Annotated in this window: 24 protein-coding genes; 14 read left to right on the top strand and 10 right to left on the bottom strand. The window is 34.1% G+C overall.

What is annotated here, in order from left to right; genetic code table 11:
- Positions 1 to 46 precede the first annotated feature (46 nt).
- The 10 genes from C1X07_RS12170 (at position 47) to C1X07_RS12215 (ending at position 11,657) form a co-directional block, all read left to right on the top strand.
- The gene (locus C1X07_RS12170; RefSeq protein WP_103070288.1) at positions 47 to 3,034 is read left to right on the top strand and encodes an amidohydrolase family protein; all 2,988 of its coding nucleotides are present in this window, start codon (positions 47 to 49) and stop codon (positions 3,032 to 3,034) included.
- 48 nt (positions 3,035 to 3,082) lie between these two features.
- Entirely contained in the window at positions 3,083 to 4,378 is a 1,296-nt protein-coding gene (locus C1X07_RS12175) for an amidohydrolase family protein (RefSeq protein ID WP_103070289.1), read from the top strand.
- Between the two features lie 176 nt (positions 4,379 to 4,554).
- Positions 4,555 to 4,863, top strand: a complete 309-nt coding sequence (locus C1X07_RS12180) for a hypothetical protein (RefSeq protein WP_103070290.1) — start codon at positions 4,555 to 4,557, stop codon at positions 4,861 to 4,863.
- A gap of 298 nt (positions 4,864 to 5,161) precedes the next feature.
- Complete coding sequence (locus C1X07_RS12185) at positions 5,162 to 5,878, top strand: ABC transporter ATP-binding protein (protein WP_103070291.1); 717 nt, start codon at positions 5,162 to 5,164, stop codon at positions 5,876 to 5,878.
- Positions 5,875 to 7,284, top strand: coding sequence for an ABC transporter permease (locus C1X07_RS12190; RefSeq protein WP_103070292.1), 1,410 nt, complete (start codon positions 5,875 to 5,877; stop codon positions 7,282 to 7,284). The genes C1X07_RS12185 and C1X07_RS12190 overlap by 4 nt, the downstream gene beginning before the upstream one ends.
- Positions 7,284 to 8,705 carry a DUF3526 domain-containing protein gene (locus tag C1X07_RS12195; RefSeq protein WP_103070293.1) on the top strand — a complete coding sequence of 474 codons (1,422 nt, stop codon included), beginning with the start codon at positions 7,284 to 7,286 and terminating at the stop codon, positions 8,703 to 8,705. Before C1X07_RS12190 ends, C1X07_RS12195 begins: the two co-directional genes overlap by 1 nt.
- Before the next feature lie 17 nt (positions 8,706 to 8,722).
- Complete coding sequence (locus tag C1X07_RS12200) at positions 8,723 to 9,196, top strand: hypothetical protein (RefSeq protein ID WP_103070294.1); 474 nt, start codon at positions 8,723 to 8,725, stop codon at positions 9,194 to 9,196.
- Positions 9,193 to 9,729: a hypothetical protein gene (locus C1X07_RS12205; protein WP_103070295.1), complete on the top strand. Its 537-nt coding sequence runs from the start codon at positions 9,193 to 9,195 to the stop codon at positions 9,727 to 9,729. Before C1X07_RS12200 ends, C1X07_RS12205 begins: the two co-directional genes overlap by 4 nt.
- Positions 9,730 to 9,864: 135 nt before the next feature.
- Positions 9,865 to 10,815, top strand: coding sequence for a DUF5829 family protein (locus C1X07_RS12210; protein WP_103070296.1), 951 nt, complete (start codon positions 9,865 to 9,867; stop codon positions 10,813 to 10,815).
- Between the two features lie 17 nt (positions 10,816 to 10,832).
- Positions 10,833 to 11,657: a hypothetical protein gene (locus C1X07_RS12215; protein WP_241507250.1), complete on the top strand. Its 825-nt coding sequence runs from the start codon at positions 10,833 to 10,835 to the stop codon at positions 11,655 to 11,657.
- Between the two features lie 128 nt (positions 11,658 to 11,785).
- Here C1X07_RS12215 and C1X07_RS12220 read toward each other — a convergent pair whose 3' ends face one another.
- The 9 genes from C1X07_RS12220 to tgt all read right to left on the bottom strand — a co-directional run bounded on the left by C1X07_RS12220 (position 11,786) and on the right by tgt (position 22,313).
- Positions 11,786 to 12,907 (bottom strand): pyridoxal-phosphate-dependent aminotransferase family protein, encoded by a 1,122-nt coding sequence (locus C1X07_RS12220; RefSeq protein WP_103070297.1) that lies wholly within the window; start codon positions 12,905 to 12,907, stop codon positions 11,786 to 11,788.
- Between the two features lie 252 nt (positions 12,908 to 13,159).
- On the bottom strand, positions 13,160 to 13,969 hold the full coding sequence (locus tag C1X07_RS12225) for a DUF6503 family protein (protein WP_103070298.1): 810 nt from the start codon (positions 13,967 to 13,969) through the stop codon (positions 13,160 to 13,162).
- Between the two features lie 79 nt (positions 13,970 to 14,048).
- Entirely contained in the window at positions 14,049 to 15,047 is a 999-nt protein-coding gene (locus C1X07_RS12230) for a DKNYY domain-containing protein (protein WP_103070299.1), read from the bottom strand.
- 117 nt (positions 15,048 to 15,164) lie between these two features.
- Entirely contained in the window at positions 15,165 to 16,487 is a 1,323-nt protein-coding gene (locus C1X07_RS12235) for an asparagine synthetase B (protein WP_394335669.1), read from the bottom strand.
- On the bottom strand, positions 16,468 to 18,018 hold the full coding sequence (gene dnaB, locus C1X07_RS12240; protein WP_103070300.1) for a replicative DNA helicase: 1,551 nt from the start codon (positions 18,016 to 18,018) through the stop codon (positions 16,468 to 16,470). Before dnaB ends, C1X07_RS12235 begins: the two co-directional genes overlap by 20 nt.
- Before the next feature lie 168 nt (positions 18,019 to 18,186).
- Positions 18,187 to 19,140, bottom strand: a complete 954-nt coding sequence (locus tag C1X07_RS12245) for an acetyl-CoA carboxylase carboxyltransferase subunit alpha (RefSeq protein WP_103070301.1) — start codon at positions 19,138 to 19,140, stop codon at positions 18,187 to 18,189.
- A 51-nt stretch (positions 19,141 to 19,191) separates the two neighbouring features.
- Positions 19,192 to 20,124: a DMT family transporter gene (locus C1X07_RS12250; RefSeq protein WP_103070302.1), complete on the bottom strand. Its 933-nt coding sequence runs from the start codon at positions 20,122 to 20,124 to the stop codon at positions 19,192 to 19,194.
- Entirely contained in the window at positions 20,111 to 21,181 is a 1,071-nt protein-coding gene (locus tag C1X07_RS12255) for an LptF/LptG family permease (RefSeq protein WP_103070303.1), read from the bottom strand. Before C1X07_RS12255 ends, C1X07_RS12250 begins: the two co-directional genes overlap by 14 nt.
- Position 21,182: 1 nt before the next feature.
- Positions 21,183 to 22,313, bottom strand: a complete 1,131-nt coding sequence (gene tgt, locus C1X07_RS12260; protein WP_103070304.1) for a tRNA guanosine(34) transglycosylase Tgt — start codon at positions 22,311 to 22,313, stop codon at positions 21,183 to 21,185.
- 176 nt (positions 22,314 to 22,489) lie between these two features.
- On the opposite strand from tgt, the gene C1X07_RS12265 reads away from it, so the two are divergent.
- The 3 genes from C1X07_RS12265 to C1X07_RS12275 all read left to right on the top strand — a co-directional run bounded on the left by C1X07_RS12265 (position 22,490) and on the right by C1X07_RS12275 (position 25,051).
- Positions 22,490 to 23,335, top strand: coding sequence for a transketolase (locus C1X07_RS12265; RefSeq protein WP_103070305.1), 846 nt, complete (start codon positions 22,490 to 22,492; stop codon positions 23,333 to 23,335).
- 22 nt (positions 23,336 to 23,357) lie between these two features.
- The gene (locus tag C1X07_RS12270) at positions 23,358 to 24,311 is read left to right on the top strand and encodes a transketolase family protein (protein WP_103070306.1); all 954 of its coding nucleotides are present in this window, start codon (positions 23,358 to 23,360) and stop codon (positions 24,309 to 24,311) included.
- A 155-nt stretch (positions 24,312 to 24,466) separates the two neighbouring features.
- Positions 24,467 to 25,051 (top strand): porin family protein, encoded by a 585-nt coding sequence (locus C1X07_RS12275; protein WP_103070307.1) that lies wholly within the window; start codon positions 24,467 to 24,469, stop codon positions 25,049 to 25,051.
- A gap of 50 nt (positions 25,052 to 25,101) precedes the next feature.
- Here C1X07_RS12275 and C1X07_RS12280 read toward each other — a convergent pair whose 3' ends face one another.
- Positions 25,102 to 26,067 carry an FKBP-type peptidyl-prolyl cis-trans isomerase gene (locus C1X07_RS12280; RefSeq protein WP_103070308.1) on the bottom strand — a complete coding sequence of 322 codons (966 nt, stop codon included), beginning with the start codon at positions 26,065 to 26,067 and terminating at the stop codon, positions 25,102 to 25,104.
- A gap of 91 nt (positions 26,068 to 26,158) precedes the next feature.
- On the opposite strand from C1X07_RS12280, the gene C1X07_RS12285 reads away from it, so the two are divergent.
- Entirely contained in the window at positions 26,159 to 26,554 is a 396-nt protein-coding gene (locus C1X07_RS12285; protein WP_103070309.1) for an RNA-binding S4 domain-containing protein, read from the top strand.
- Positions 26,555 to 26,759 lie beyond the last annotated feature (205 nt).

Consider the following 26,759-nt stretch of genomic DNA (forward strand, 5'->3'; position numbering starts at 1 on the left):
CAACTACTATCTTTAAATCCGATTCAATACACTATACATCAATCTTATGAAAAAACTTCTATTATCACTTACAGTGGTATGCGGAATTTTAAATTCTTATTCTCAAGATTATTTCCCAAAAAATGATGGGGTTAATACTACGGATTCTAATTACACAGTTTTTAAAAACGCAACTATCCACACCACGCCTGATTCTCAAATCAAAAATGGAACACTAATAATACAAAAAGGAAAAATCATCCAGGTAGGAAACAATATTCCTACTCCTTCCAATAGTGTAATCATTGACCTTAAAGGAAAACACATCTATGCTTCTTTTATTGATCCATTTACCAATTTTGGTATCGAAAAACCTAAACGCAAAGGAGGAGGTTTTTTTAGTGGTAATCCTCAATATGGAGCTTCTAGAGAAGGGTACTACTGGAATGACCATATTCGCCCAGAGACAAATGCACTTTCTCATTTTAAGTATGATGCAAAAAAAGCAACAGAATACATAAAAGAAGGTTTTGGCGTCCTTAATACACATATGCCAGATGGAATTGTAAGAGGAACGGGATTACTGGTGGCATTAAATAATAAAGGTACCGAAGGAGATAGATTATTGAGCGATCGCTCTGCTCAGTTTTTATCTTTTTCAAAAAGTAACAAGAGTAAACAACTCTACCCTACTTCATTAATGGGAGCGATCGCCTTATTAAAACAAACTTATTATGATGCCAGTTGGTATGCCAGTGGTAATGCAAATAACAAAGATTTATCCTTAGAAGCTTTAAACAGAAATAAAGACTTACCTCAAATTTTTGAAGCAGGGAGTCGAATAAATGGATTTAGAGCAGATAAAATTGGCGATCAATTTAACACCCAATATATATTACTAGGAGGTGGAGATGAATACGCAAGAATTGATAACGTAAAAGCCACAAATGCAAAGTATATTATTCCTTTAGATTTTCCTGATGCATATGACGTATCAGATCCTTTTGCTGCCAACCTAGTAAGTCTGGGAGATATGCGCCATTGGAACCAAGCTCCGACAAATCCTTCTGTTTTATCCAAAAATGGAATCACCTTCTCCCTAACTACTTATAAATTAAAGAAAATAGCAGATCTAAAAGCAAGAATTGCAAAAGCTATAGAGCATGGTTTGGATAAAAATACAGCACTAGCGGCACTAACTACAATCCCAGCACAAATTTTAGGAAAAAGCGACTTACTAGGAAGTATCAAAAAAGGAAGTCATGCTAATTTTTTGATCACTAAAGAAGAAATGTTTTCTAAAGACAATATCATTTATGAAAACTGGGTTCAAGGTTATAAAAATGTTGTAAATGACATGAATATCAATGATATTAATGGAAAATACGACCTTACCGTTGACGGAAAAACCTATAATTTGTCAATTTCAGGAAAATCGTCAAAACCAAAAGCAGAAATAAAACTTGGTGAGACCAAGTTAGGTTCTAAAATAAGTTATAAGGATAATTGGGTAACGATTACATTTACGGATGCAGACACAACAAAAACCCAATACACAAGAATTGTATCTAATATTGGTGATGCTCCAAATTCATGGAGCGGCAAGGCAATTCTCCCTAATGGTACACAAACTTCCTTTTCTGCCAAGAAAAAGACTGAGGAAATTTCTGGTAAAAAAGATGAAAAGAAATCCGAAGACAAAAAAGAGAAGCCGGAAATCCTTCCTATAACATATCCTAACATAGCATATGGTAGTACTTCTTTACCAAAAGCAGAAACTATCTTGTTTAAAAATGCAACTGTATGGACCAATGAATCAGATGGTATATTAGCCCAAACAGATGTGTTAGTTAAAAATGGTAAAATATCAGCTGTCGGAAAAAATCTTAATGTCGGTAGCGCCAAAGTAATTGATGCTACAGGGAAACATCTTACTTCGGGTATAATTGATGAGCACTCTCATATTGCCGCAGCTGCAATCAATGAAGCCGGACATAATTCATCTGCCGAAGTAACTATCGAAGATGTGATCTCTCCTGATGATATAAACATTTATAGAAATCTAGCCGGAGGTGTAACAACCATCCAAATCCTTCATGGATCCGCAAACCCTATCGGGGGACGCTCTGCTATCCTAAAATTAAAATGGGGAGAAAATGCAAAAGATCTTATATTCCCAAACTCACCCAAGTTTATCAAATTTGCCTTAGGAGAAAATGTAAAACAAAGTAACTGGCAAAGCTTTAGCCGTTTTCCGCAATCAAGAATGGGAGTTGAGCAACTATATATGGACTACTTCTCTCGTGCCAAAGCTTATGAAAAACTTAAAAATAGCGGAAAGCCCTATCGCAAAGATACCGAAATGGAAACATTGGTAGAGATCATAAACGGTCAACGTTTTATCAGTTGTCACTCTTATGTACAAAGCGAAATCAATATGCTGATGAAAGTGGCTGAAAAATTCAATTTTAAAATTAACACTTTCACACATATTCTAGAAGGATATAAAGTAGCGGATAAAATGGCAGCACATGGTGTAGGAGGTTCTACCTTTTCTGATTGGTGGGCCTACAAATATGAAGTAAATGATGCTATACCTTATAACGCTTCCATTATGCACAACCAAGGAGTCGTAACCGCTATAAATAGTGATGATGCAGAGATGTCTCGTCGTCTTAATCAAGAAGCTGCAAAATCAGTAAAATATGGTAATGTAAGTGAAGAAGATGCTTTAAAATTTGTGACCCTAAACCCTGCAAAATTACTTCATATTGATCATAGAGTAGGAAGTATCAAAGTAGGTAAAGATGCTGATCTGGTTTTATGGACAGATCACCCCTTGTCTGTATATGCCAAAGCAGAAAAAACATTAATTGAAGGAGCTATTTACTTTGATCTTGAAAAAGATAAGGCTACCCGAAAATCTATTGCTAAAGAGAGAAACAAACTTTCGACAATGATGTTAAAAGCCAAAAACAGCGGTCTCAAAACCCAGCCCGCAAAGAAAAAAGAAAAGCAACACTTCGAATGTGAAACCTTAGAGACTATTAACTAAACAGAATATACCTAAGACTACACTTGTCGAAGTAAAAAATATAAAAACATGAAAAAAATAATATTTATTATAACGCTCTGTATGTTTTCATATGGAAGTATAAAAGCTCAGCAAACCCCTGCTAAGGCGCAGAGTGAACCTATAACCATCATCGGTGCTACCGCACATATTGGTAATGGAGAAGTTATTGATAACAGTATTATCATTTTTGAAAATGGAAAAATAACAGCAGTAGGTGTTAATGGTGGCATTACTTCAAAAGGCAAAATAATTGATGCTTCTGGCAAACATGTATACCCAGGCTTTATTGCACCAAACTCTACCTTGGGACTTGTAGAAATAGGTGCTGTGCGTGCTACAGATGATGATAGTGAAATAGGAAATTACAACCCTCATATACGCAGTATCATTGCTTATAATGCAGAAAGTAAGATTGTAGAAAGTATGCGCCCAAATGGAGTATTAATGGCACAAATAACTCCTCGTGGAGGAAAAATTTCGGGGACATCATCAATTGTACAGTTAGATGCATGGAACTGGGAAGATGCAGTAATAAAACTCGATGATGGGATTCATATGAATTGGCCAAGTACTTTTACTAGGGGTCGTTGGTGGATGGGTGAAGACCCTGGTTTCAAGCCAAATAAAGAATATACAAAACAGGTTACTGAATTAGTAGATTTTTTCAACCAGTCCAAAGCAGCTATAAAATCTAACAACACGACAGAAAATCTACCTTATCACGCGATGAATGGTGTTTTTGATGGATCAAAAACGCTATATGTTCATTCTAATACAGAAAAAGAAATTTTGGATGTGCTCGCTTTTTCTAAAGAAAACAATATAGAAAAAGTCGTAATAGTAGGAGGATATGAAGCATACAAAGTAGCTTCCTTATTGAAACAAAATAATATTCCTGTTTTAGTTACCAGAACACATAGCACTCCTGAACAAGAAGACGAAGACTATGACCTACCGTACAAAAGTGCTAAACTATTAATGGATGCAGGAGTACTTGTTGGATTACAAAACAGTGGTCAAATGGAACGGGCAAATACTCGTAATCTACCTTTTCAGGCAGGAACTGTCGCAGCTCATGGGCTAGATAAAGAAAAAGCATTACAACTTATCACTGGCAATAGTGCAAAAATTCTTGGAATTGATAAAATAGTGGGAACACTTGAAGTAGGAAAAGATGCAACCCTATTTATAAGTATTGGTGATGCTCTGGATATGCGTACCAATCAATTAGAAAAAGCATTTATTCAAGGGCGTGATATTAGTTTAGAAAGCCACCAGACTAAATTGTGGAAACGATATAGTAATAAGTATAATACCAAATAGACTCATCCTGTATTTATCTTTGTAAAAATTGAGATACTCCTGCTTGACATCGAATTTATGGCAGGAGTTTTTTTATCTCTACCAAGCTCAACTAAAGAAATTTTGCATCCTAAATAAGTATAATTACTATTAAGTATTAACATTAAAATTTGCAATTATATTCTTATATTTATCCTGTGAATACAAAAGCCCGTAAAAATATAATCTTACTTTTTTTACTGTCTACTTTTCTATTTCTTAGAATAGTTAATGTACACGCTTTTTCTCATTCTTCTGATGAGGATGATCAAATACATTGTGAGTTATGTGAAATTATTACCACATCAAATGAACTTACTCCATGTGTTGATAGTATTTTTACTGAAGTCGAACAAAAATCTAGACTAAATTCCTATAGATATCCTGCCAATTTTTGTTACGAGACATCTCAGTATTGTATTACCTTACCAACAAGTATTTATAATAAACCTCCTCCAACAATATAGAGATATTGCAATATGCTTTTGAAACATAAACTTATAATTTCTTTATGTATTCTATAACTATGTAAATTTCAATAGACGCTATAAGTATCTACCTGCATTGTTATATACTCTACTAATAAGAATAATAGTCGTTTTGAGTTGTTATATTTCCTCTTTTTAAATAGAACATGTAGTTAAAAAGCTATACCTATAGAGTTTTAATGACACTTTGCAATATTCTTCAGCAATCTTGACTTAACGTACAAGCATATTTTTTTATGTCTGTCAGATATTTACTATTCACAAAATCCATGTCGAAATGATTACAACACATAATCTTACAAAAACGTACAATGAACAAACAGCTCTAGACCGATTAAACCTTCAGGTAAACGAAGGTGAGATTTACTGTTTATTAGGTGCAAATGGTGCTGGTAAAACTACCACCATAAACCTCCTATTGGGATTTATCTCCCCTTCCTCAGGAAACGCATTTATAAATAACATAGAGGTGTCAAAAAACACCAAGGAAACCAAAAAATTTCTTGCCTACATTCCCGAGAATCTTATGTTGTATCCTAATCTTACTGCCTTAGAAAATTTGGATTACTTTTCTGGAATCGCCCAAAAAAAACTTTCTAAAAAAGATTTGGTCTCCTTTTTAACAGAAGCTGGATTACAAGAAAAAGCTTTTAACAAACGTATTTCTAGTTTTTCTAAAGGAATGCGGCAAAAAGTTGGTATTGCAATTGCTCTTGCCAAAGATGCCAAAGTATTATTGTTAGACGAACCCACATCAGGTCTTGACCCAAAAGCTAGTAATGAATTTGGAAGATTATTAGGTAAACTTTCTAAAAAAGGAGTAGCTACTTTGATGGCAACACACGACTTGTTTCGTGCAAAAGAAATAGCCACCAACATAGGTATTATGAAAGATGGTCAACTGAAGGAAGAGTTTATAGCTAATCACATTTCTTTACCTGACTTAGAAAATACATATTTAGATACAATGAATTTTAAAGAAGCGGTACTATGACCAGAAAGACTTTTATTAAAGAGTTTAAAGAACTTTTCAGAGAAGGGCGTTTGCGTATTGCATTTTTTTTAGTGGTTTTATTATTAGGGGTATCAGTATGGATCAGTGCGCAACAATATCAAAAGATAAATAAGCAACATGAAATAGCCAAAACTGCAGAACGAACCATATGGGACAATCAAGGTAAAAAAAACCCTCATTCTGCTGCGCATTATGGCACCTATGCATTTAAACCAAAATATCCATTATCTCTAGTGGATCAAGGAGTTGATAAATATACAGGAACTTCTATCTTTCTAGAGGCTCATAAACGAAATGAAGCCCAATACAGTGCAGCTGCTGATCAGACTGGCTTATCTCGTTTTGGAGATTTGACCCCTGACTTTATACTGCTTTTTATTATCCCACTACTCATTATTCTTTTAGGGTATAACAGCTTTACTAAAGAACGTGAAATGGGAACCATTACCTTATTAAGAAGTCAGGAAATCACTTTTTGGAAATGGGCTATGGGTAAATGGGCTGCTCTTTTTTTACCAATTCTCATTTTGATAGCAAGCCTCTTCCTTATTGCCGGGATTATTTTGTCCTATCTTAAAGATTTTGGAGTTTTCCAATGGGATTCCCTTTTTTGGATATTTCTGGTGTATGTAGGATACTATATCGTTTTTATGAACTTAGTACTATTTGTTTCCTCAAAAGTAAAAAAATCAGGTGTATCTCTTGTATTATCCATATCTATATGGATTTTGACCTGTTTGGCTATTCCTAAAGTTGCTAGTAACGTTGCTGAGAATAAGTATCCCTACCCTACACGACAAGAATTTGCCGTAAATGTACTTAAAGACAAAAAACAAGGACTAGATGGACACAACCCCTGGAGTAAAGAGGCTCAATTATTACAAAAAAACGTTTTAAAAAAACATGGTGTAGATAGTTTACATCAGCTCCCTTTTAATTTTGATGCATATCGAATGCAAAAAGGTGAAGAGCATGAAGCAGAAATCTATTTTAAACACTACAATTACCTTAAAGAACAATTCTCTAAACAATCTGGTGTCTATAAAGGCTTAGCCTCGTTTTCTCCTTATTTACCTACAAGATTTATGAGCATGGCTATCTCTCATACCGACTATGCTACACATTGGGATTTTGCAGATGCAGCAGAAAAATATCGTATAGCTACTCAAAAATTTCTAAATGATAATTTTGCCGAAAATTCAAAATACGGTAATTGGAAGTATCAAGCAGATGCTGATTTCTGGAAACAGCTTCCAGCTTTCGAATATACTCCTCCAGAGTTACGAACTGTACTGTCTAAAAATGCTTCTAACTTGTTCATCCTGGGAGGGTGGGTTATAGGTTCTTTTATTCTATTTCTATTCTCAACAAAAAAAATTAAATAATGTTTTTATACAATTTTAAATACGAATTAAAACTACTACTTCGAAGTCAGTGGATACAACTATTAAGTATTGTCTTATTGCTATTATTTGGATTTTCGGCATATAGTGGAAAAGGAAAAGTAGCAAAGCGAGAAGCTGATATTGCTGCTGCTCATAATGAAGTGAAAGAAAGTGACCAAGTAATGCTTCAATTATTAGATTCTATAGAGAAAGGAATAAAAGTCAATGCTCGACCTTGGACTACTCCTAATAAGCCAATGGCAGTAGGTAACTACTATCCACGTGTTGCAGCTATGACACCACAACCGCTAGCTTTTGTAGCAACTGGTCAAGCAGATCTCTTTACACATTATATCAAACCAACTGTTTCAGGAGATGATTTTGCTCTAAATTTTACAGAAATGACGAGTCCAGTACAACTTCTATTCGGAAATTTTGATTTAGCGTTTGTCGTCGTTTACCTACTCCCTCTACTTATCATTGCCTTTTCATACAATGTACTATCCTCTGAAAAAGAGAGTGGCTCATTACGACTATTGGCATCGCAACCCATAGACATTAGAAAATGGGTACTACAAAAATTAGTGCTTCGCTTTTTCTGGTTATCTATATTGGTTCTAATATCCTTATTACTAGTTTTTGCTTTTTTGAATATTAACTGGTCATCTATTATAACAATATTACCAGGACTATTTACTTTGATTTTATCATATATGCTCTTTTGGTTTGCTCTATCCTTTTTGGTAAATCTATTCGTAGATAGTTCTGCCAAAAATGCTATTTCCTTATTAGGGTTATGGGTACTTTTTGTTCTTTTGGTGCCTTCTATACTAAATCAGCTAGGTACTACACTATACCCAATGCCCTCCCGAACTTTAATGATTAATCAAATGCGTAGTTTAAAAGCCGATGCTACCAAGAAACAAGATAAGATTCTGGATAACTTTTTGAGAGATCACCCTGAGTATGCTATTAATGATAGCACACAGACTCGAGGTTTTTATCATAACTATATGGCTTCTCAAAAATTAGTAAAAGAAGAATTACAACCCGTCATAAAATCTTATGAAACTCAATTACGCAAACAACAGTATTGGTTAGCAAGGTTAAAATGGATATCTCCAGCTGTAACGGTGCAGGAGTCACTAAATAAGATGGCAGGAACATCAACAGAGGACTATCAACAATTTAGAAAACAAGTTATTGCTTTTGCCGAAACATGGAGAGGTTTTTTAACTCCTTTCCTTTACAATAATCAAAAATTTTCTTCGAAGGATTATCCCAAAATACCTGCATTTAATTACGCCCCTAAGGAGCACAATAATACTTGGGTTACAATTAGCATGGGAGTGTGCTCAGTCCTACTATTTGTATTAGGACTTTTAATTACTAGAAAACAAATGATAACATCAATTACTTAAAATTAAATTAAATAAATATGATCACAAAGCAAGAAATAGAAAATGCTCAAAAAGTATGGGGGCAAGGTGTTGTACAAATAGGTACTTTATTAGAAGATAGAGAGCAGTGCGAATCTTATACCGAACATTTTGTAAATGAACTTTATGACTTTGATAATAAAGAAGTATTGTTTAAACCTACCAAGACAGCAGTGCAACAATTCAGAATTACTAAAAAAGGAGCTATTTCTTATTTTATAGGAGGTAATTCGGATTATCAGGAGGATAAAGGATTTGCTCTTCAACCTTGGACTCAGGTTAGGTTTGAGAATGCAGCCGTAATTTTAGAGGAAAATCGTGCCCTAGCAATGGGCAACTACTTTTTTACTGATGTAAATGGCCTAGAAACAAAAGTTGAGTACACTTTTGGATATTGTAAGGCAAGTAATGGTAATCTAAAAATAGATCTACACCATTCATCCTTACCCTTTAATACAGGAGAAAACGTATGAGTTTTGAAAGTATAAAATCAAGAAACTGTTTGTTTCTGATCTGCCCAACGGACCATATAGAGAGTGTTTTAACCCAAAAATTTAATTGGAAAACATATTTCTATATGGCTCTTGGAGCCAGTTTTAGTTGGGATGTAAGAACTCAAAAAAACCTAATTTCTTTTATTGAGAATCAACAAATCGATCAGATTGTCTTTGTAGCAAAGTTTACCAATCGTTTTTATCAAGAGACATTAAACCCTAATAATTCGGCTTCATTTCGTGTGAATAAAACTTTATTAGATCTAGAGCAAAGTGTACCTCTTGATTTTATGGAACAAAGTTATCCTATTTCAAGATTAATGCTCCTGGCGTCTCGCCATTTGCAAAAACAACAAAAAAGTATGCTTGATACTTTTTTTCTTGGTAAAATACTGAATCAGAAACGTATCCCTGTAACAAGTTTAGTATATCATCCAAGGGGTAACGTTTTTTATACTCCCAGAAAAATAGAACAAAAGGCTTTATTATATGGCAAGCTGTCCCTTAACTAATTTTTTTACCACATAGAGTGTGTTATAAAGAGGTAGTTTTACCCTTTGTTTTCTGCTCTAATGTTTAGACTATGTAAGAATCCTTTTTTGAAAAGTTGCTAGAAATAGGTAATTGAAATTTAAATTTTTAAAACAATGCGGTTCGTACTTTTTATATATTATGCAGTTTCTATAATCCTTATATTTTCGTGCCAAGAAAAAGAACAAAAAACTTCAAATTCCCTTATCAACAAAAAGAAGATTGACTCATTATTCGGTAAAGATGTGTCTCAAGTAGTATTTAATCACCTGTACATAGTCCTAGATAGTATTTCTTATTCTCAAATCACCAAGGATTCACGTTGGCTTACATCCTATGCTTCAACAGATAGAGGGTTACCTTACTTCGAACCTATAGATAAAAAAGGGAGTATATTTTATTTAAGAGGATTTCACAATTACATAGAAATACTAAGCCCTGATAATATCTACGGAGAATCTGTAGGAAAAAGTGGTATTGGTTTTTCTTTAAAAAATGATGAAGAGCATTTTCATTTAGGGATACAACCTAAACTAAAAAGAAAGGACACATCTTTCTTTAACACTCACGAAATTATACATTTCCCATTACACAACCATAACGAGACTTGGTTTAAAGCATTTTACACAAATGGTCCACAAACTAGTTTACATACTTGGTACGCCTTTTATAATCCTGATTTTCTAAATAGCTTGTATGGAGTAAAACATAAGGATTATTCTGAAGAGGCTTTCTTAAAAGGCATCTATACAGAAGAAAAATTGTTTTATGGTATCTACGGAATAGAAATGGTATGCACTCCTATGGACTACTATAGAATAGCTCAAGAAATGCTCCACCTAGGCTGTAAACTTCTATATAATGAGAAAAGCTCGATGACTATCAAAAGTGGAGGTATTTCAATAAAGATAACAGAATCCAGCACTATATCAAATAGCCATATCTCTAAACTGCATTGTCAATTAAACAAGCCCGATAATAGTATTACCTATATAGGAAATCTAATTATTTCTAACCATGGTCACAAATCGACATGGTCTTTTGATAACCTTTTTAAAAACAAATAATAAACAAATTGATAACTATGAAAAATCACATTCTAAAAACATCCCTAATCTTTGTATCCTTATTAGCAGTAGGGACAGGTTGCAAACAACAGAAAAAACCAAAAGATGAAGTCATTAAAGATTTTCCTCAAGAGATCCCCGAGGAAGTAAAAACTTCAGAAATTAGCCTCGAAAAGCTTAGTAACTCTCCAACTTATACAGATGCTTCTCTCGTTTTAGATGCACCTGAAGATATAAAAACAGATCATGCAGGGGAAATAGACTTTTCTTTTAAGGTTAAAAATTATGAATTAGGATCTCAAACCGCTAGCCCTAATGCACAAAAACTTGCAAATTCTGGTAAAGGGCAGCATATCCATTTTATTTTGAATAACAAACCCTATTCTGCTCATTACGAAACTACCTTTAAAAAAGAAATCCCAGAAGGAGAGCATCACCTAGTAGCTTTTTTAAGTAGATCTTATCATGAATCCGTTAAAAATGAGAATTCAGTGATTACCCGAAGATTGGTTATAGGAAACATCCCCAGTGATTCTCTTAGATTAGACATGAAAGCTCCAACATTAATTTACAGCAGACCCAAAGGAGAATATACAGGAAAGGATACCGAACAGATCTTACTGGATTTCTTTGTACTAAACACTACTCTTTCTGAAGACGATCATAAAGTTCGAGCAGTTATTAACGATAAGGAATTTATCATTACAGAATGGGTTCCTTATGTTATCAAAGGACTTCCTATAGGAGAGGTTATCATTCAACTAGAGTTGCAGGATTCAGAAGGGAAACTAATCCCAGGACCTTTCAATAAGGTAGAAAGAAAAATAATGCTAAAAGAATAAATTCTATCCTTAGTAAAAAGATTGATTTACAAAAGGTTTTATAAAATAGAATTCTTCTTGTTTTCAATAGCCCAATTATTCCTGATTGGGCTTTTTTTAAAATTTCACTATTTGATTACCGATCACACTCAGTTTTTAAACTCTTTTATATCTTCTAAAGCACTGATAAGCATATTTACATGATTAAGGGTACAACTTTCTCCCATAATTCCTATTCGCCAGATTTTACCGGCAAATGCACCTAAACCTCCTCCTACTTCAATATTATAATCATGTAAAAGTTTAGAACGTACTAATGCTTCATCATTACCTTCTGGCAAAAAAACCGAATTCAGGTTAGGCAACCTATACTTTTCATCTACCAGATAGTTAAACCCTAGCATTTCTAGCTTTGTTTTTAAAACTTGATGTACCTCCTTATGCCTTCTCCATCTATCCTCTAATCCTTCTTCGAGAACAATTCTTAAAGATTCTCTTAAAGCATACATAGAAGACACCGGCGCGGTATGATGATAAGCGCGTTTTGCTCCTCCCCAATAGTTTTTTACCAAACTAAGATCTAGAAACCAACTTTGTACTTTGGTTTTACGATTTTCCAGTACTTTTACGGCTCTATCAGAGAAACTAACTGGCGATAAACCGGGAGGCGCGCTTAAGCATTTTTGAGTACCTGTATATATTGCATCAATATCCCAATCATCAACTTTAAGTTCTAGACCACAATATGATGTTACTGCGTCTACCATTAGCAGACTACCTGCATTATGTACTATATCGCTAATCTCTTTGATTGGCTGTAACGCTCCTGTAGAGGTTTCTGCGTGTACTAAGGCAACTAGTTTAGGTTTAGGGCAGTGGTCTAGAGCCTTTTTGATATCTTTTGGTGAAATCACTGTACCCCAATCCACTTCAACCTTATGTACAATTGCGCCACAACGCTCAGCGATATCTACCATTCTACCTCCAAAAACGCCATTAATACATATGATAACTTCATCTCCTGGTTCTAGAAGATTTACTAAACAAGTCTCCATACCTGCACTACCAGGAGCAGATACTACAAAGGTTAAGTGATTTTTAGTAAGAAATGTTTTTTGCACCATTGATTTTACCCCATCCATTATAGTGACAAATTCTGGATCCAAATGACCAATCAAAGGAGTTGACATTGCTTTTAGTACTCTAGGGTGCGCATCAGAGGGACCTGGTCCCATTAAGACCCTGTTCCTGATATTAAGTTCATTATACATCGTTTCTGATTTTGCTATTTACTATAACGTTTTCGTAAATACAATTATATAAAAACATATAAAGTTAGATAATTCTATAGATTCCTATTTAATGCGTATGTGAGATTTTGATAATTACTTATTATCAAGATATAATATCGAATAGAAATTATCATATTCTAAAAAAGACAATGTGATTTTTATCAAAAAAATATGGAAATACTAAACCCCATCAATACCTAATTGATGGGGTTTATATCAAATATAAATCTATTATAAAGTTGTACTTTTTTCTATCTTAGGTTTATTAAATAAAGAGGAAGAAGGTTTTTGTTTATTTGCTATAGCGTTTACAAAATTAACTTCACTTTTAACTTCTCCTACTATTCCATCTTTATACACTCTCCATTTAAGCGTTTTAGGAAGTAACAACCCTTCTACATCATTCCAGTCAGTATATTCTACTAAACTTATCTTTTGGCTTTCTTCTTTACTAAAAAAGGTTACTGTATATCCCAAAAATTTCATCTTTTGAGATTCTTTATCATAATAAATAAAATAATTATCCTTTGGTGAGTCTCCTATATCCTCTCCATAGGATATTTTATAACCAGGATAGCTTATATCATCTACTATAAGATCATCTACTTTTTTATACGAAATCCCATCATCTCCTAACACAAACGGCATTGCATAAAAATAAAACATCAGGTTATGGTAGAAACGAGGATTACCATTAAAATATGTAGAATCTTGTTCTAACCAAGCTTCTTTGCCATCAAAACCTAATACAAATTTATCTGTTTCGACACGGGCAAATCGGGTTTTAAGGTCTGTAGTATGTTTTTCATTTCCATTGGGCTTAGCAATTTCAAAGATCAAAGTATTCATCTGATCAAAAGCTTTTATCCCTCCATGGGCGGTAAAGATCGCTGCTATATCTTCAGGAAAGTCCTTAGATCTATCAGGAACAGTTTCTTCTTTAACTTCTTCCTTTACAGTAATTTCTTTCTCTGATTTTACTTCCTGCTTACAGGAAATTATAGTCACAACTGTCAATAGTGCTAATAGTAATCCTTTCATAATTAGATGGTGTTTTTAAATTTCAAAACACATTAGTCGAATTTAAACTACGAACTAACAAGAAATCATCGCTATCCTTTCATTTTTTTACCGCAACTCCTGCTTCGTAGGTATGATTCTTATCGGTGAAAGTATAGTTTTTGTCATTATATTTAAAAGTGTGTGGATCTGCACCTTCAACAATTTGTCCTTGAAAAAAAACAAAATTGTCATCTTTTACATATCCGTATCCTATTTCTTCAAAAGTTGACACATTAGCTTCTTCTAGGATTTCGCCTTTAAAATAAATTTTATCATCAATTCTAACAATAGAATTATCATTATAAAAATATATTTGATCTGCATCTTGGAAAGGAATACGAACTATTGCATCTTTAATATCAAGATCAATTTTATTGACATGAATATATACAAACTCATCATCTCTAACACAATAAGAAGTCAAATCAACAACATGAGAAACCTTTGCCTCTATTTTATGTAATGGTTGTTGGTATTCATAATAATACACACCATTTTTATCCTTACAAAACTGGTTATTTACAATTTCAAAAGACTCATGATCTACTTCATTAAACTTTTTATTATTTCTAAAAATGAATTTTTTGTCCTTTGCAAAATCATAATTTAACTGCTCATAGGTGTTAGGATCTGCATCTTCTAATATTTCGAACCCCTTACCAGAATCACTTATATAATAATAATTATCTATAAGAATATATACATGGTTTTTATCCATAGGAACATATCCTGCTTTCACGTTAAAAGAAGGTACATCTACTCCAAAGTCAATTATTTTTGATTTAAAGTATGCATGCTCCTGATCTTTTGCATAGTCTCTCCCTAAAACTTGAAAAGTTTCTAGGTCTACATTCATTTCGTGTTTTCCTAATGAAAACCAGTTCCCCATAGGGCTAAAAATAATTCCTTCACCATCCCTTGAGTAGAAATAAGAATCTGATTTTTCTTTACTTACTAATTCTCCGAATGGATTAAAAAAACGATATACCCCATAAACACCCAATGAAGCTAGTACTATAAAAATTGCAACCAATATCATCAATACTTTTTTTACCATATTGTCATAATTTGCTTTATTTCAACCATAAAGCATATACAAAGCTATAAAAAGAGATGAGTATGTTTATCCCTGTAAACAGTGATTAGTACTTATGCTATAGAATTAATCGATTGATCAAGTTTTCTGCTTTTTCTTTTTGGCAGCAGGAAAGAGCACATTATTTAATATCAAGCGATATCCTGGTGAGTTAGGATGCAACTCTAATTCTGTTTTTGGATCTCCTACTCTATGGGTATAATCTTCGGGATCATGACCTCCATAAAAAGTAAAAAATCCTTTTCCTTTGATTCCATGAATATAACGGGCTTCAGAATTAGTCTTATTTTCTCCTAGAATCAACACATTAGATTTTATTTCATTAGGGTTATATGCCGTAGTTTGCCCCATAAACCCTTTGACTAGTGCAGTATGATTCTGGCAAAGCATCGTCGGAATTGGGTCCCACTTTGCAGAAAAATCCATAAGGGTAAAATAATCAGTTGTTTTAGAAATACGCCGTTTTCTAGTCATATCAATAGACGAAAACTCATAAACGTTAGGGCTACGCTCTAGCGTAAAGTTTTTGAACGCAAAAGTTTTATTATAATCGATTTTAGATTGGTATCCTGGCTCACTAGGATCACCATCAAACATGGGTTCACAGATATCCACTCCTTCTGAAGCAAGTGCAATCTCAAAGCTATCTGTTGCACTACACATCGCAAACATAAACCCTCCTCCCACAACAAAATCACGGATTTTTAATGCTACTGCCAGTTTTTCTTGAGAAACTTTTTGATACCCTAAGGTATTTGCTAATTTTTCTGCAGCTGCTTTTTCTCGAATATACCAAGGTGCTGCTCTATAAGAGGCATAAAACTTACCATATTGCCCTGTAAAATCCTCGTGATGCAAGTGCAACCAATCATATAAGATCAGATTATCTTCTAGCACCTCTGTATCATAAATCGTTTCATAAGGAATCTCGGCAAAGGTTAACACCATAGTAACGGCATCGTCCCAGGGTTGATTTCCTTTTGGGGAGTATACCGCAATTTTTGGTGCCTTTTCTAAAATTACGGCTTCCATATTCTGCGATGGGCTGCTAATTTCTTCAAGAACCTCATTAGTTTTAGCATCACTAAGTACTTCGTAGGATACTCCTCTAATGGTACATTCCTTTCTAATCTCTTCTGTATCTGGCAAAAGAAAAGATCCTCCTCTATAATTGAGTAACCATTTTACTTTAAGATCCTTACTTAATATCCAGTATGTAACCCCATAGGCTTTTAGATGATTCTGTTGGCTTTCTGCATCCATTGGTAATAATACATAAGATGCATAGGATTGGAATGTAAACAAAAAAACCAGTATAGTGAGTAAAGGGTTACACTTCCTTTTTCGTATTCTTAGGCTATTCCTTACTATTTTTTCTATTTTAAAAAGGTACTTCGTCATCATCATTACTAGAGTCATTAATGCTACTCCCAAAAGCTTCATCTGCACTAGGAAGATGACTTGTACTAAACGATTCGTCTTCTTCTTTACCATCATTCATTTTAGAATGAAACTCAAAAGGGGTGCTAAAATCATCTAAGTTATCAAATTTACCTAAGTGACCAATGAATTTTAACCTAATATTTTCTAAACCACCATTACGGTGTTTTGCAACAATAAATTCTCCTTGTCCTTGAGTAGATGATCTTTCTTCATCATCCCATTCATCTATTTTATAATATTCGGGTCTAAAGATAAACGCTACAATATCGGCATCTTGCTCAATCGCTCCAGATTCACGAAGATCACTAAGTAGTGGTCTTTTGCTTCCCCCACGAGTCTCTACAGCACGTGATAACTGAGATAAGGCAATTACCGGAATATTTAATTCTTTTGCCAAGGCTTTGAGGTTACGAGAAATTGTAGAAATCTCTTGTTCACGGTTTCCATTCTTACCACTTCCTCCTGCCGTCATTAATTGAAGGTAATCAATTACAATCATCCTAATACCATGCTGCGATGCAAGACGGCGTGCTTTTGCTCTAAGGTCAAAAATTGATAATGATGGTGTATCATCAATAAACAGTGGGGCTTTTTCGAGATCTTTTACTTTTACATTAAGTTGTTCCCATTCGTGCTTTTCTAGTTTACCTGTACGCAGTTTTTCTGATGACAACCCCGTTTCAGAAGAAATCAAACGTGTAATTAATTGAACTGATGACATCTCCAGAGAGAAAAATGCAACCGGAATATTACTTCCTACCGCCATGTTTCTAGCCATAGATAAAGTTAAAGCAGTTTTACCCATACCTGGACGTGCAGCTACAATGATCAAATCACTCGGTTGCCATCCTGAGGTTAATTTATCCAGTTTATCAAATCCAGAAGGCACTCCACTCATTCCTTCTTTATTAGATATTTCCTGGATTTTTTTCTTAGCCTGTATAACCAAGTTTTGGGCTGACTCTGTGGATCGTTTAATATTTCCTTGAGTTACCTCATAGAGTCTTGATTCTGCCATATCCAGAAGATCAAATACATCTGTGGTCTCATCATAAGATTCTTCGATAATTTCGTTTGAAATTTTAATCAAACTTCGCTGAATATATTTCTGAAGAATAATCCTTGCATGAAACTCTATATGTGCTGAGGATGCTATTTTTTGGGTTAATTGCACCAAATAGTAATCGCCTCCAGCCAACTCTAATTTTGAATCTTTTTTTAGTTGAGTAGAAACCGTTAATAAGTCTATTGGCTCAGAGTTTTCGAAGAGTTTGAATATAGCTTCAAAGATGTATTGATGTGCTTCACGATAAAAAACATCGGGATTAAGTATATCGATAATTTCATCGACTCCCTTTTTATCAATCATCATCGCTCCAAGCACAACTTCCTCTAAATCAACTGCTTGAGGAGGTATTTTTCCTTTTTCCAGCGCAATTACGTTCCCCCGACCGTAATTTTTTTGCTGAGTTTGCTGTACTTTTTCCATGACTACGAATGTAAAAAAATTGTAAAGAGATGCACCTACGTATAAAGATACGAATGTTCACCGGTCTTCAACAAAAGAACTGTTAATAAGTTTATTTAATTGTTAATAAGCATAAAAAAAATCTGAAGCCTAAACTTCAGATTAAGGTAGTATGTGATTCTTTAGGGTCTATCCTTTAAAGACTCCCATATTTGCATATTTTTCCATTCGCTTTTCGACCAATTCTTCTGGTGATAAGTTTTTTAATTCTTCAAAAGATGTTAAAATTTTGTCTCTTACTGCTTTAAAGGTAGATTCTCTATCACTATGTGCTCCCCCTAGAGGTTCTTTAACGATTTCATCTACTACTTTATGGCTTACACTATCTTTTGCTGTAAGTTTTAATGCTTCAGCTGCTTGTTCTTTTTGATCCCAGCTTCTCCATAGAATTGATGAGCAGTTTTCTGGAGAAATTACAGAGTACCATGCATTTTCCAGCATTAATACTTTATCTCCTACTCCAATTCCCAGTGCTCCACCACTAGCACCTTCACCAATAATTACAACAATTATTGGAACCTTGAGTCTAGTCATTTCCAAGATATTACGAGCAATAGCTTCTCCCTGACCTCTTTCTTCTGCTTCTAAACCAGGGTAAGCTCCTGGTGTATCAATAAAAGTTACAACGGGTAGTCCAAATTTCTCTGCACTTTTCATTAAACGAAGCGCCTTACGGTATCCTTCGGGATTCGCCATTCCAAAATTACGATATTGTCTGGTTTTAGTATTATATCCTTTTTGTTGACCGACAAACATAAAACTTTGGTCTCCAATTTTACCCAGACCACCAATCATAGCTTTATCATCGCGAACATTTCTATCTCCATGCAATTCTAGGAAAGATTCTCCGCAAATTGCATCAATATAATCCAAAGTATAAGGTCTAGAAGGATGTCTTGACAGCTGTACTCGTTGCCAAGGTGTAAGGTTTTTGTATATTTCTTTTTTGGTTTCTTTTAGTTTCTTTTCGATTTGTTTACAGGTATCTGTAACGTCAACCTCGCTTTCTTCGCCAATGGCGCAAGCTTTTTCAAATTGCTCTTCAAGCTCTTTAATGGGCAGTTCAAAATCTAAATATTCCATATCAAGAATATATTTTAATATTACTAGGGTTAGCCGACAAATATAAAAACTTTACTTCGTAATGTTATGCAAAGTTGCTTGTCTTTTTCTTTTTTTAGCATTTTTAAATATTCCATTCAAAACTACGGTACTGAGAATAATGACTGCACCATAGTAAAATTGCGGGTTCATTTTTTCTGATTCTCCAAAAATAAAGAAAGCCAATAGTATCCCATATACTGGTTCTAGATTGGTTGTAAGCATGACTGTATAAGGGCTTAAGTATTTCATCACCTTTACAGAACCTATAAAAGCATATGCTGTGCATACCGATGCCAGCAACAGCATAAACATCCAATCGGACATTGATAATTGGAAAAATGATACTGAAAACCCTTCATTACTTTCTCCAAAAATCGTTATTGCTAATAAATAAATTGTCACAATCCCAACTCCACTTAACAATTCATAGAAAGAAATCATTGACGGATTGTACTTTTGCGCTACTTTCCCATTCACTAAAGAAAAAACAGAAGACAAAAAAGCTGAACATAAAGCATATAGAATCCCCATACTATAATCGCCTTCTACATTAAAAATAATATATAATCCCACAATTACCAAAATTCCAAATAAAATTTCGTACCAAATTATTTTTCTTTTATAAAAAATAGGTTCAAAAATTGACGTAAAGAAAGCTCCTGTAGATAATACTGCCAGGGTTATTGATATATTAGAAACCTTTATTGCTGCAAAAAAAGTGATCCAATGCAATGCGATTACTATTCCTGCAAAAAGAAGAGTAAAGAATAATCTTCTGGAAATTGTTAAGGATATTTTTTTTAAATAAATATAAATGTAAACAAATCCAGAAGCCATAAGCATTCTATACCATACTAAGGGTAATGCTTCGATTGTTATCAATTCACCAAGAATAGCGGTGAACCCCCATACAAATACAATAAAATGTAAATGCAGGTAATTTAAAAGTTTAGCGTTTGGCATTATATAAAAGATAAATAGCTAAAATCCCAAAAGAAATATTAGGAAACCAAACTGCAACTATTGGTGGAAAATCTGATTGATTTGCCAATGTTCCTAATACTTTATCAAAAAAGATAAAAACAAATGCTAAAGATATACCAACAGCAAGATTGACTCCCATCCCTCCGCGTCTTTTCATAGAGGAAACTGCCACCCCAATTACTGTAAGAATAAAAGCCGACACGGGTATACTCCATCGTTTATACGCTACTACTTTATATCTATTGATATCAGATGACCCCCTTTTACTTTCTTTTTCAATAAACTTACTCAACTCAGCATAATTAAGGGTTTCAGCCACATAGGTAACCGGAGTAAATTCATCTATATTAAATGGTAATATGGTATCTTTTGTCCTTGCTTTTTCAATAATATCTCTATCCTTAAGCACAATACGTTTTACATAACCCTTAAGCTCATAAACGCTATCTTTAAACACTATACTACTGGCAGAGATTTTAGTTTTTAATCGATTCCCATCAAAGCATTCTAAAGTAAAATTGGTAGCGGATTTATCAACTGGCTTAAAATTACTGGCGTATAAATACATACTATCATTAAGCTGCCTGTATACATTTTTGGTTTCCTGTACTTTCCTTCCCTTCTTAAGGTAAGAATACTTAAACTCATTAAACCCCTGACTAGCTTTGGGAGCTAGAAACAACCCCATTGCTAATGCTCCAAGACAAATAATAATTGCTCCAATCATATAGGGTCTAAGAAATCTCCAAAAAGAAACTCCAGAGCTAAGAAATGCAATAATTTCGGTCTTATTAGCCAGTTTGGATGTAAACCAAATTACTGAGAGAAATACAAAAAGAGGAAACAATAAGTTTGCAAAATACACCGTAAAATCCAAATAATACCCAATAACAGCATTAACAGGGACTTTATGTTCCAACATGTTATCGATTTTTTCAGAAAGATCGACTATTATTCCTATAGGAATAAATAGAAGAATCATTGTAAAAAATGTCCCCAGATATCTCTTTAATATGTACCAATCTAGTATTTTCAACTTACAATCTTTTATTCATTTGTTTAACCATCATATTTTTCCAGGAGTTAAAATCACCGGCTAAAATATGTTTTCTTGCTTCTCGAACCAACCATAAATAGAAGCCTAAATTATGTATTGTTGCTATTTGTTTCCCTAATAATTCATTTACAGAGAACAGATGCTTTAAATATGCTTTAGAATATTCTGTATCGACAAAAGTAATTCCCATTTCATCAATCGGAGAAAAATCATCTTTCCATTTCTTATTTTTCATATTTATTGTTCCATGTGCGGTAAACAACATACCATTACGGGCATTACGAGTTGGCATCACACAATCAAACATATCAATCCCTAAAGCAATATTTTCCAAAATATTAATAGGTGTTCCTACTCCCATTAGATATCTTGGTTTATCCTCTGGTAATATTTCTGTAACCACCTCTGTCATTGCATACATCTCTTCTGCTGGCTCCCCTACTGACAGCCCTCCTATGGCATTTCCTACTGCTCCGGCATTTGCTATATATTCTGCAGATTGCTTTCTCAGATCTTTATAGGTACTTCCTTGTACAATTGGAAAAAAAGCCTGATCATACCCATATTTAACTGGAATTTTTTCTAAATGTTGCATACATCTATCCAACCACCTATGTGTCATATGCATACTTCTTTTGGCATAATTATAATCACAAGGGTACGGTGTGCACTCATCAAAAGCCATTATAATATCAGCTCCAATAGAACGTTGAATTTCCATTACATTTTCTGGAGTAAACACATGGTAAGAGCCATCTATATGGGATTTAAACTTTACTCCTTCTTCTTTAATTTTTCGATTTGCAGACAAAGAATAAACCTGATACCCTCCACTATCTGTAAGAATATTTCGATCCCAATTCATAAATTTATGTAACCCTCCTGCTTTTTCTAAAATTGGAGTTTGAGGTCTTAGATACAGGTGATATGTATTTCCTAAAATGATATCAGGGTTGATATCATTTTTTAATTCTCTCTGATGTACTCCTTTTACAGTTGCCACTGTTCCCACCGGCATAAAAATAGGAGTTTCTATAACCCCATGGTCTGTGGTTATTTTTCCTGCCCTAGCTCTACTTTCAGGGTCTTTGGATAAAAGGTCAAATTGCATAGTCATTGTTTGATCGAGCGCAAAGATAACTAACTAAAGTTACATTGATCAACTAAGGTTTTCTAAAACTTTTTGTTATTAACAACAGTTTCTTAATTAAAAGCGGTCTTTACATTTTGTCACCCTATACAAAACCTGTACTTTTGGGGCTTTATTATCATGAAATCAGCATCATAATGCCAAAAACAAAACAATTAGAGGATTTTGCAACGCAGGTTCGTAGAGATATACTACGACAAGTACATAAAGTTAATTCTGGTCACCCGGGAGGTTCTCTGGGCTGTACAGAATTTTTTGTTGCCTTGTATCAAGAAGTTTTAGATAGAAAAGATGATTTTAACATGGATGGTATCGGCGAAGATATTTTTTTCCTGTCTAATGGTCATATCTCTCCTGTCTATTATAGTGTATTAGCTCGAAGTGGCTATTTCCCTGTAGAAGAACTAAATACTTTTAGACTTATAAACAGTAGATTACAAGGGCACCCTACGACTCATGAAGGGCTTCCTGGAATACGTATCGCTTCAGGGTCTTTAGGACAAGGAATGTCTGTTGCCTTAGGAGCAGCACAAGCCAAAAAATTAAATAACGATTCTCATCTAGTGTACAGTTTGCATGGTGATGGAGAGCTTCAGGAAGGTCAAAACTGGGAAGCAATAATGTATGCTTCTGGAAAAAAAGTAGATAACCTCATTGCTACTATTGATTTAAATGGTCAACAAATTGATGGTTCTACTGATGATGTTCTTGCTATGGGAAGCTTGAAAGCCAAATTCGAAGCTTTTGGATGGGATGTTATGGAAATCAAAGAAGGAAACAACATTTCTGCTGTTGTCGAAGGATTAAAAGAGGCAAAAAATAGAACTGGAAAAGGAAAACCCGTTTGTGTTCTACTACATACTGTAATGGGAAATGGAGTAGATTTTATGATGCATACACATGCTTGGCATGGGAAGGCTCCTAATGATGAGCAGTTAGAAATAGGATTAGCACAAAACCCTGAAACTTTAGGAGATTATTAAATTACCCAAAATTAGAATACAAATGAAAAAATATATAGATACTGGAAAGAAAGATACACGTTCTGGTTTTGGAGCTGGTTTAGAAGAACTTGGTAAAACAAACGAAAACGTAGTAGCATTATGTGCCGATCTAATTGGTTCATTAAAAATGGATGCTTTTATAGAAAATAACCCTGAGCGTTTTTTTCAAATAGGAATTGCAGAAGCTAATATGATTGGTATTGCTGCAGGATTAACAATTGGTGGTAAAATTCCTTTTACAGGGACATTTGCTAACTTTTCTACTGGACGAGTATATGATCAAATACGTCAATCTGTAGCATATAGCGGTAAGAATGTAAAAATCTGCGCTTCTCATGCTGGTTTAACCTTAGGTGAAGATGGTGCTACCCATCAAATCTTAGAAGATATCGGTCTAATGAAGATGCTACCAGGTATGACAGTGATCAACACTTGTGATTACAACCAAACTAAAGCTGCCACTATTGCTATTGCAGATCATGACGGTCCTGTTTATTTGCGTTTTGGAAGACCTAAAGTTGCTAATTTTACTCCTGAAGATCAGAAATTCGAAGTAGGAAAAGCAATTTTATTGCAAGAAGGAACAGATGTAACTATTGTAGCTACTGGGCATCTGGTATGGGAAGCTCTAAAAGCTGCAGAATCTTTAAATGAACAAGGAATTAGTGCCGAAGTAATAAACATTCACACTATAAAACCTCTGGATGACGAAGCTATTTTAGCCTCGGTAAAGAAAACAGGATGTGTAGTTACTGCCGAAGAACATAACATCCTAGGTGGTCTTGGAGAAAGTGTTTCTAGAGTATTAACACAGCATTCTCCAACTCCGCAAGAGTTTATTGCAACTAATGATACTTTTGGAGAGAGTGGAACACCGGATCAACTTATGGAAAAGTATGGTTTAAATGCAGATTCTATCACAAAAGCCGCACTTAAAGTTATAAAAAGGAAATAATATTATTTTATGCATGTACAGAAAGCCTTCTAATTTATTTTAGAAGGCTCTTTTGTTGCTTAGAGAAATAAAAAAGAAAGAAAATCGTTTTACACACACTAGCCTTAAACCAAAATCATTTTTTTTATTAATCTTTTAAAGTAAATCATTTTACAATGAAAAATACATTTGTTTTTTTGATGCTATTCACTTTTTGCACCATACTTGCACAAGAGAAAAGAGTAGCCTTTGGAGTTAAAGCTGGTTTAAATTATGGTGACAACGGCAAAATTGAAGCTACCGATATTGTTAATACATCTGTAGATGACCGCGTAGGCTACCATTTGGGCGTATTTTTAAGAGGGAATCTTACTGATCAGATTTATCTAAAACCAGAGTTGCAATATGCCGTCAACAATAGTATGTATAATACAGATACAAAAAGTCTGGAGTATAATATCAAAAAATTAGATTTACCCATACTTGTTGGAGTTTCTGTTCTAGGACCTATTCACATTTTTGGGGGACCTGCACTACAATATATTGTAGAAAATGACCTTGAAGATGTACGACTAGGAGATGTAAAAAACGATTTTACAGTTGGACTTCAATTTGGAGCGGGTCTACAACTAGAACGCTTCAATATTGACATACGCTATGAACGTGGTCTTAGCAAAAATCGTGCAGAATCTATAGATGAAGATATAAGAGTAGACACTAGACCCAATCAGATTATTATCGGAATTGCTTTAGATTTATAGATCTTGGTTTATAAAAAAAAACTCCGGTAAAGATTTACCGGAGTTTTTTTTTACTCATTTTTCGAATCAATATCGTCAGGATCCAGATGATTCTTTATACCATCCCCATCATCATCATAAAAAGTAATTTCATCTAGGGTTATAAATCCATCACCATTAAGATCATTTACTGTGATTTCGTCTTTGGTCTGTGTACCATCTCCATCATCATCTGTATCAACATAATTTGGCACTGTATCGCTATCTGTATCATCACCTGTATCTAAAACAAGTTCATCTCCATCCAGATCCTCCAGATATGATGGGATCCCATCTCTATCATGATCACATTCATTTACATCATATAACTGGATGTTAAAAATAAGAGACGAATACGAAGGTACTCCTTCTCGGGCATCAGCAAAATATGCCAAGCCAGATGGTATAAAAACTACCAATTCACCAAAACCACTATAGGTAACCGAACCATCAGGGTTGATAATTGGATTAGGAGCTGCTCCTTTAAAATCAAGCATAGATTGTCTAAAACCATCTATAACTCCACCTCCTAAATCAAACCAAGAAGGATTAACCGCACTATCAAATAATTTATCATCACCATAAAACAATTCTCCTCTAAAAGTAATCAATGTAGAATCTGCAAACGTTGGTTTATGTTCACCCACTCCGTCTTTTAGTCCTAATATAAACAACGTATATTCAACATCTTCACGTGTAATCTTTTTAGAAGTCAGTAGTTCTGAATCCATAATAGGTTGTTGCCCAATATTATCGCCTGCAATAGTATCAAATTTTGTTATTTGATATTCTATAGTACCATCTCCATTAACATCTACATCTTCGAGAGTATAGAAATGTGTTTTCAAATACTCTTCAATTAATGCATGATCAGTCACTTGTTGCTCTGCTCTATCTCTAGGAGGAACAATAGTTGCCTCAACATCATCATCTTTTTTACATGCAGATATAGCTATTACGATTAGCGCAATGGCAAAAATATATTTCTTTATATTCATTCTGATTACTTTTTTGAGGGCGCAAGATACGATTTTCTTGTACTTTTGTTTCACAATTGTTTAATATAAAAACGCATTTTATTCATTTTTTATGCGAGTTGATAAATATTTATGGTGTATCCGATACTTCAAAACAAGAAGTATTGCCACAAAAGCATGTAAAGAAAGTAAGGTTCGTGTAAACGGAGACCTTATCAAACCTTCTAGAGAAGTTTATCCTATGGATAAAATTACTGTTCGCAAAAACCAAGTTAACTACGAACTTATTGTACTTGACACACCTGATAGTCGAATCGGAGCCAAACTCGTCGATATCTATCGTAAAGACACCACTCCAAAAGAAGCGTTGCAAAAATTAGATCTTTTAAAGTATTCTAAGGATTACTATCGCAAAAAAGGTACTGGAAGACCTACCAAAAAAGATCGAAGAGACATAGAGGATTGGCATACAGAAGGAGCAATAGGTAGCAGTGAAGAAGAAGAATAAATTAATATAGAATATAAAAAAATAATCGCCTATTGCATTGTGTCTCTTATTTGATGTAATAGTATCACTGGAAAAAAAATATAGCCAGAAATTATGGTTGGCACAAAGTCAATATTTTAATTTCTCAAACAAAGAGCAATCAAATATTGACACAAGCTTCTTTTTCTACTGGTTTAGAGAGAAAAACCACTTAAAGTTGTTATAA

This window comes from Aquimarina sediminis (genome assembly GCF_002895435.1).
Classification (GTDB): Bacteria; Bacteroidota; Bacteroidia; order Flavobacteriales; family Flavobacteriaceae; genus Aquimarina; species Aquimarina sediminis.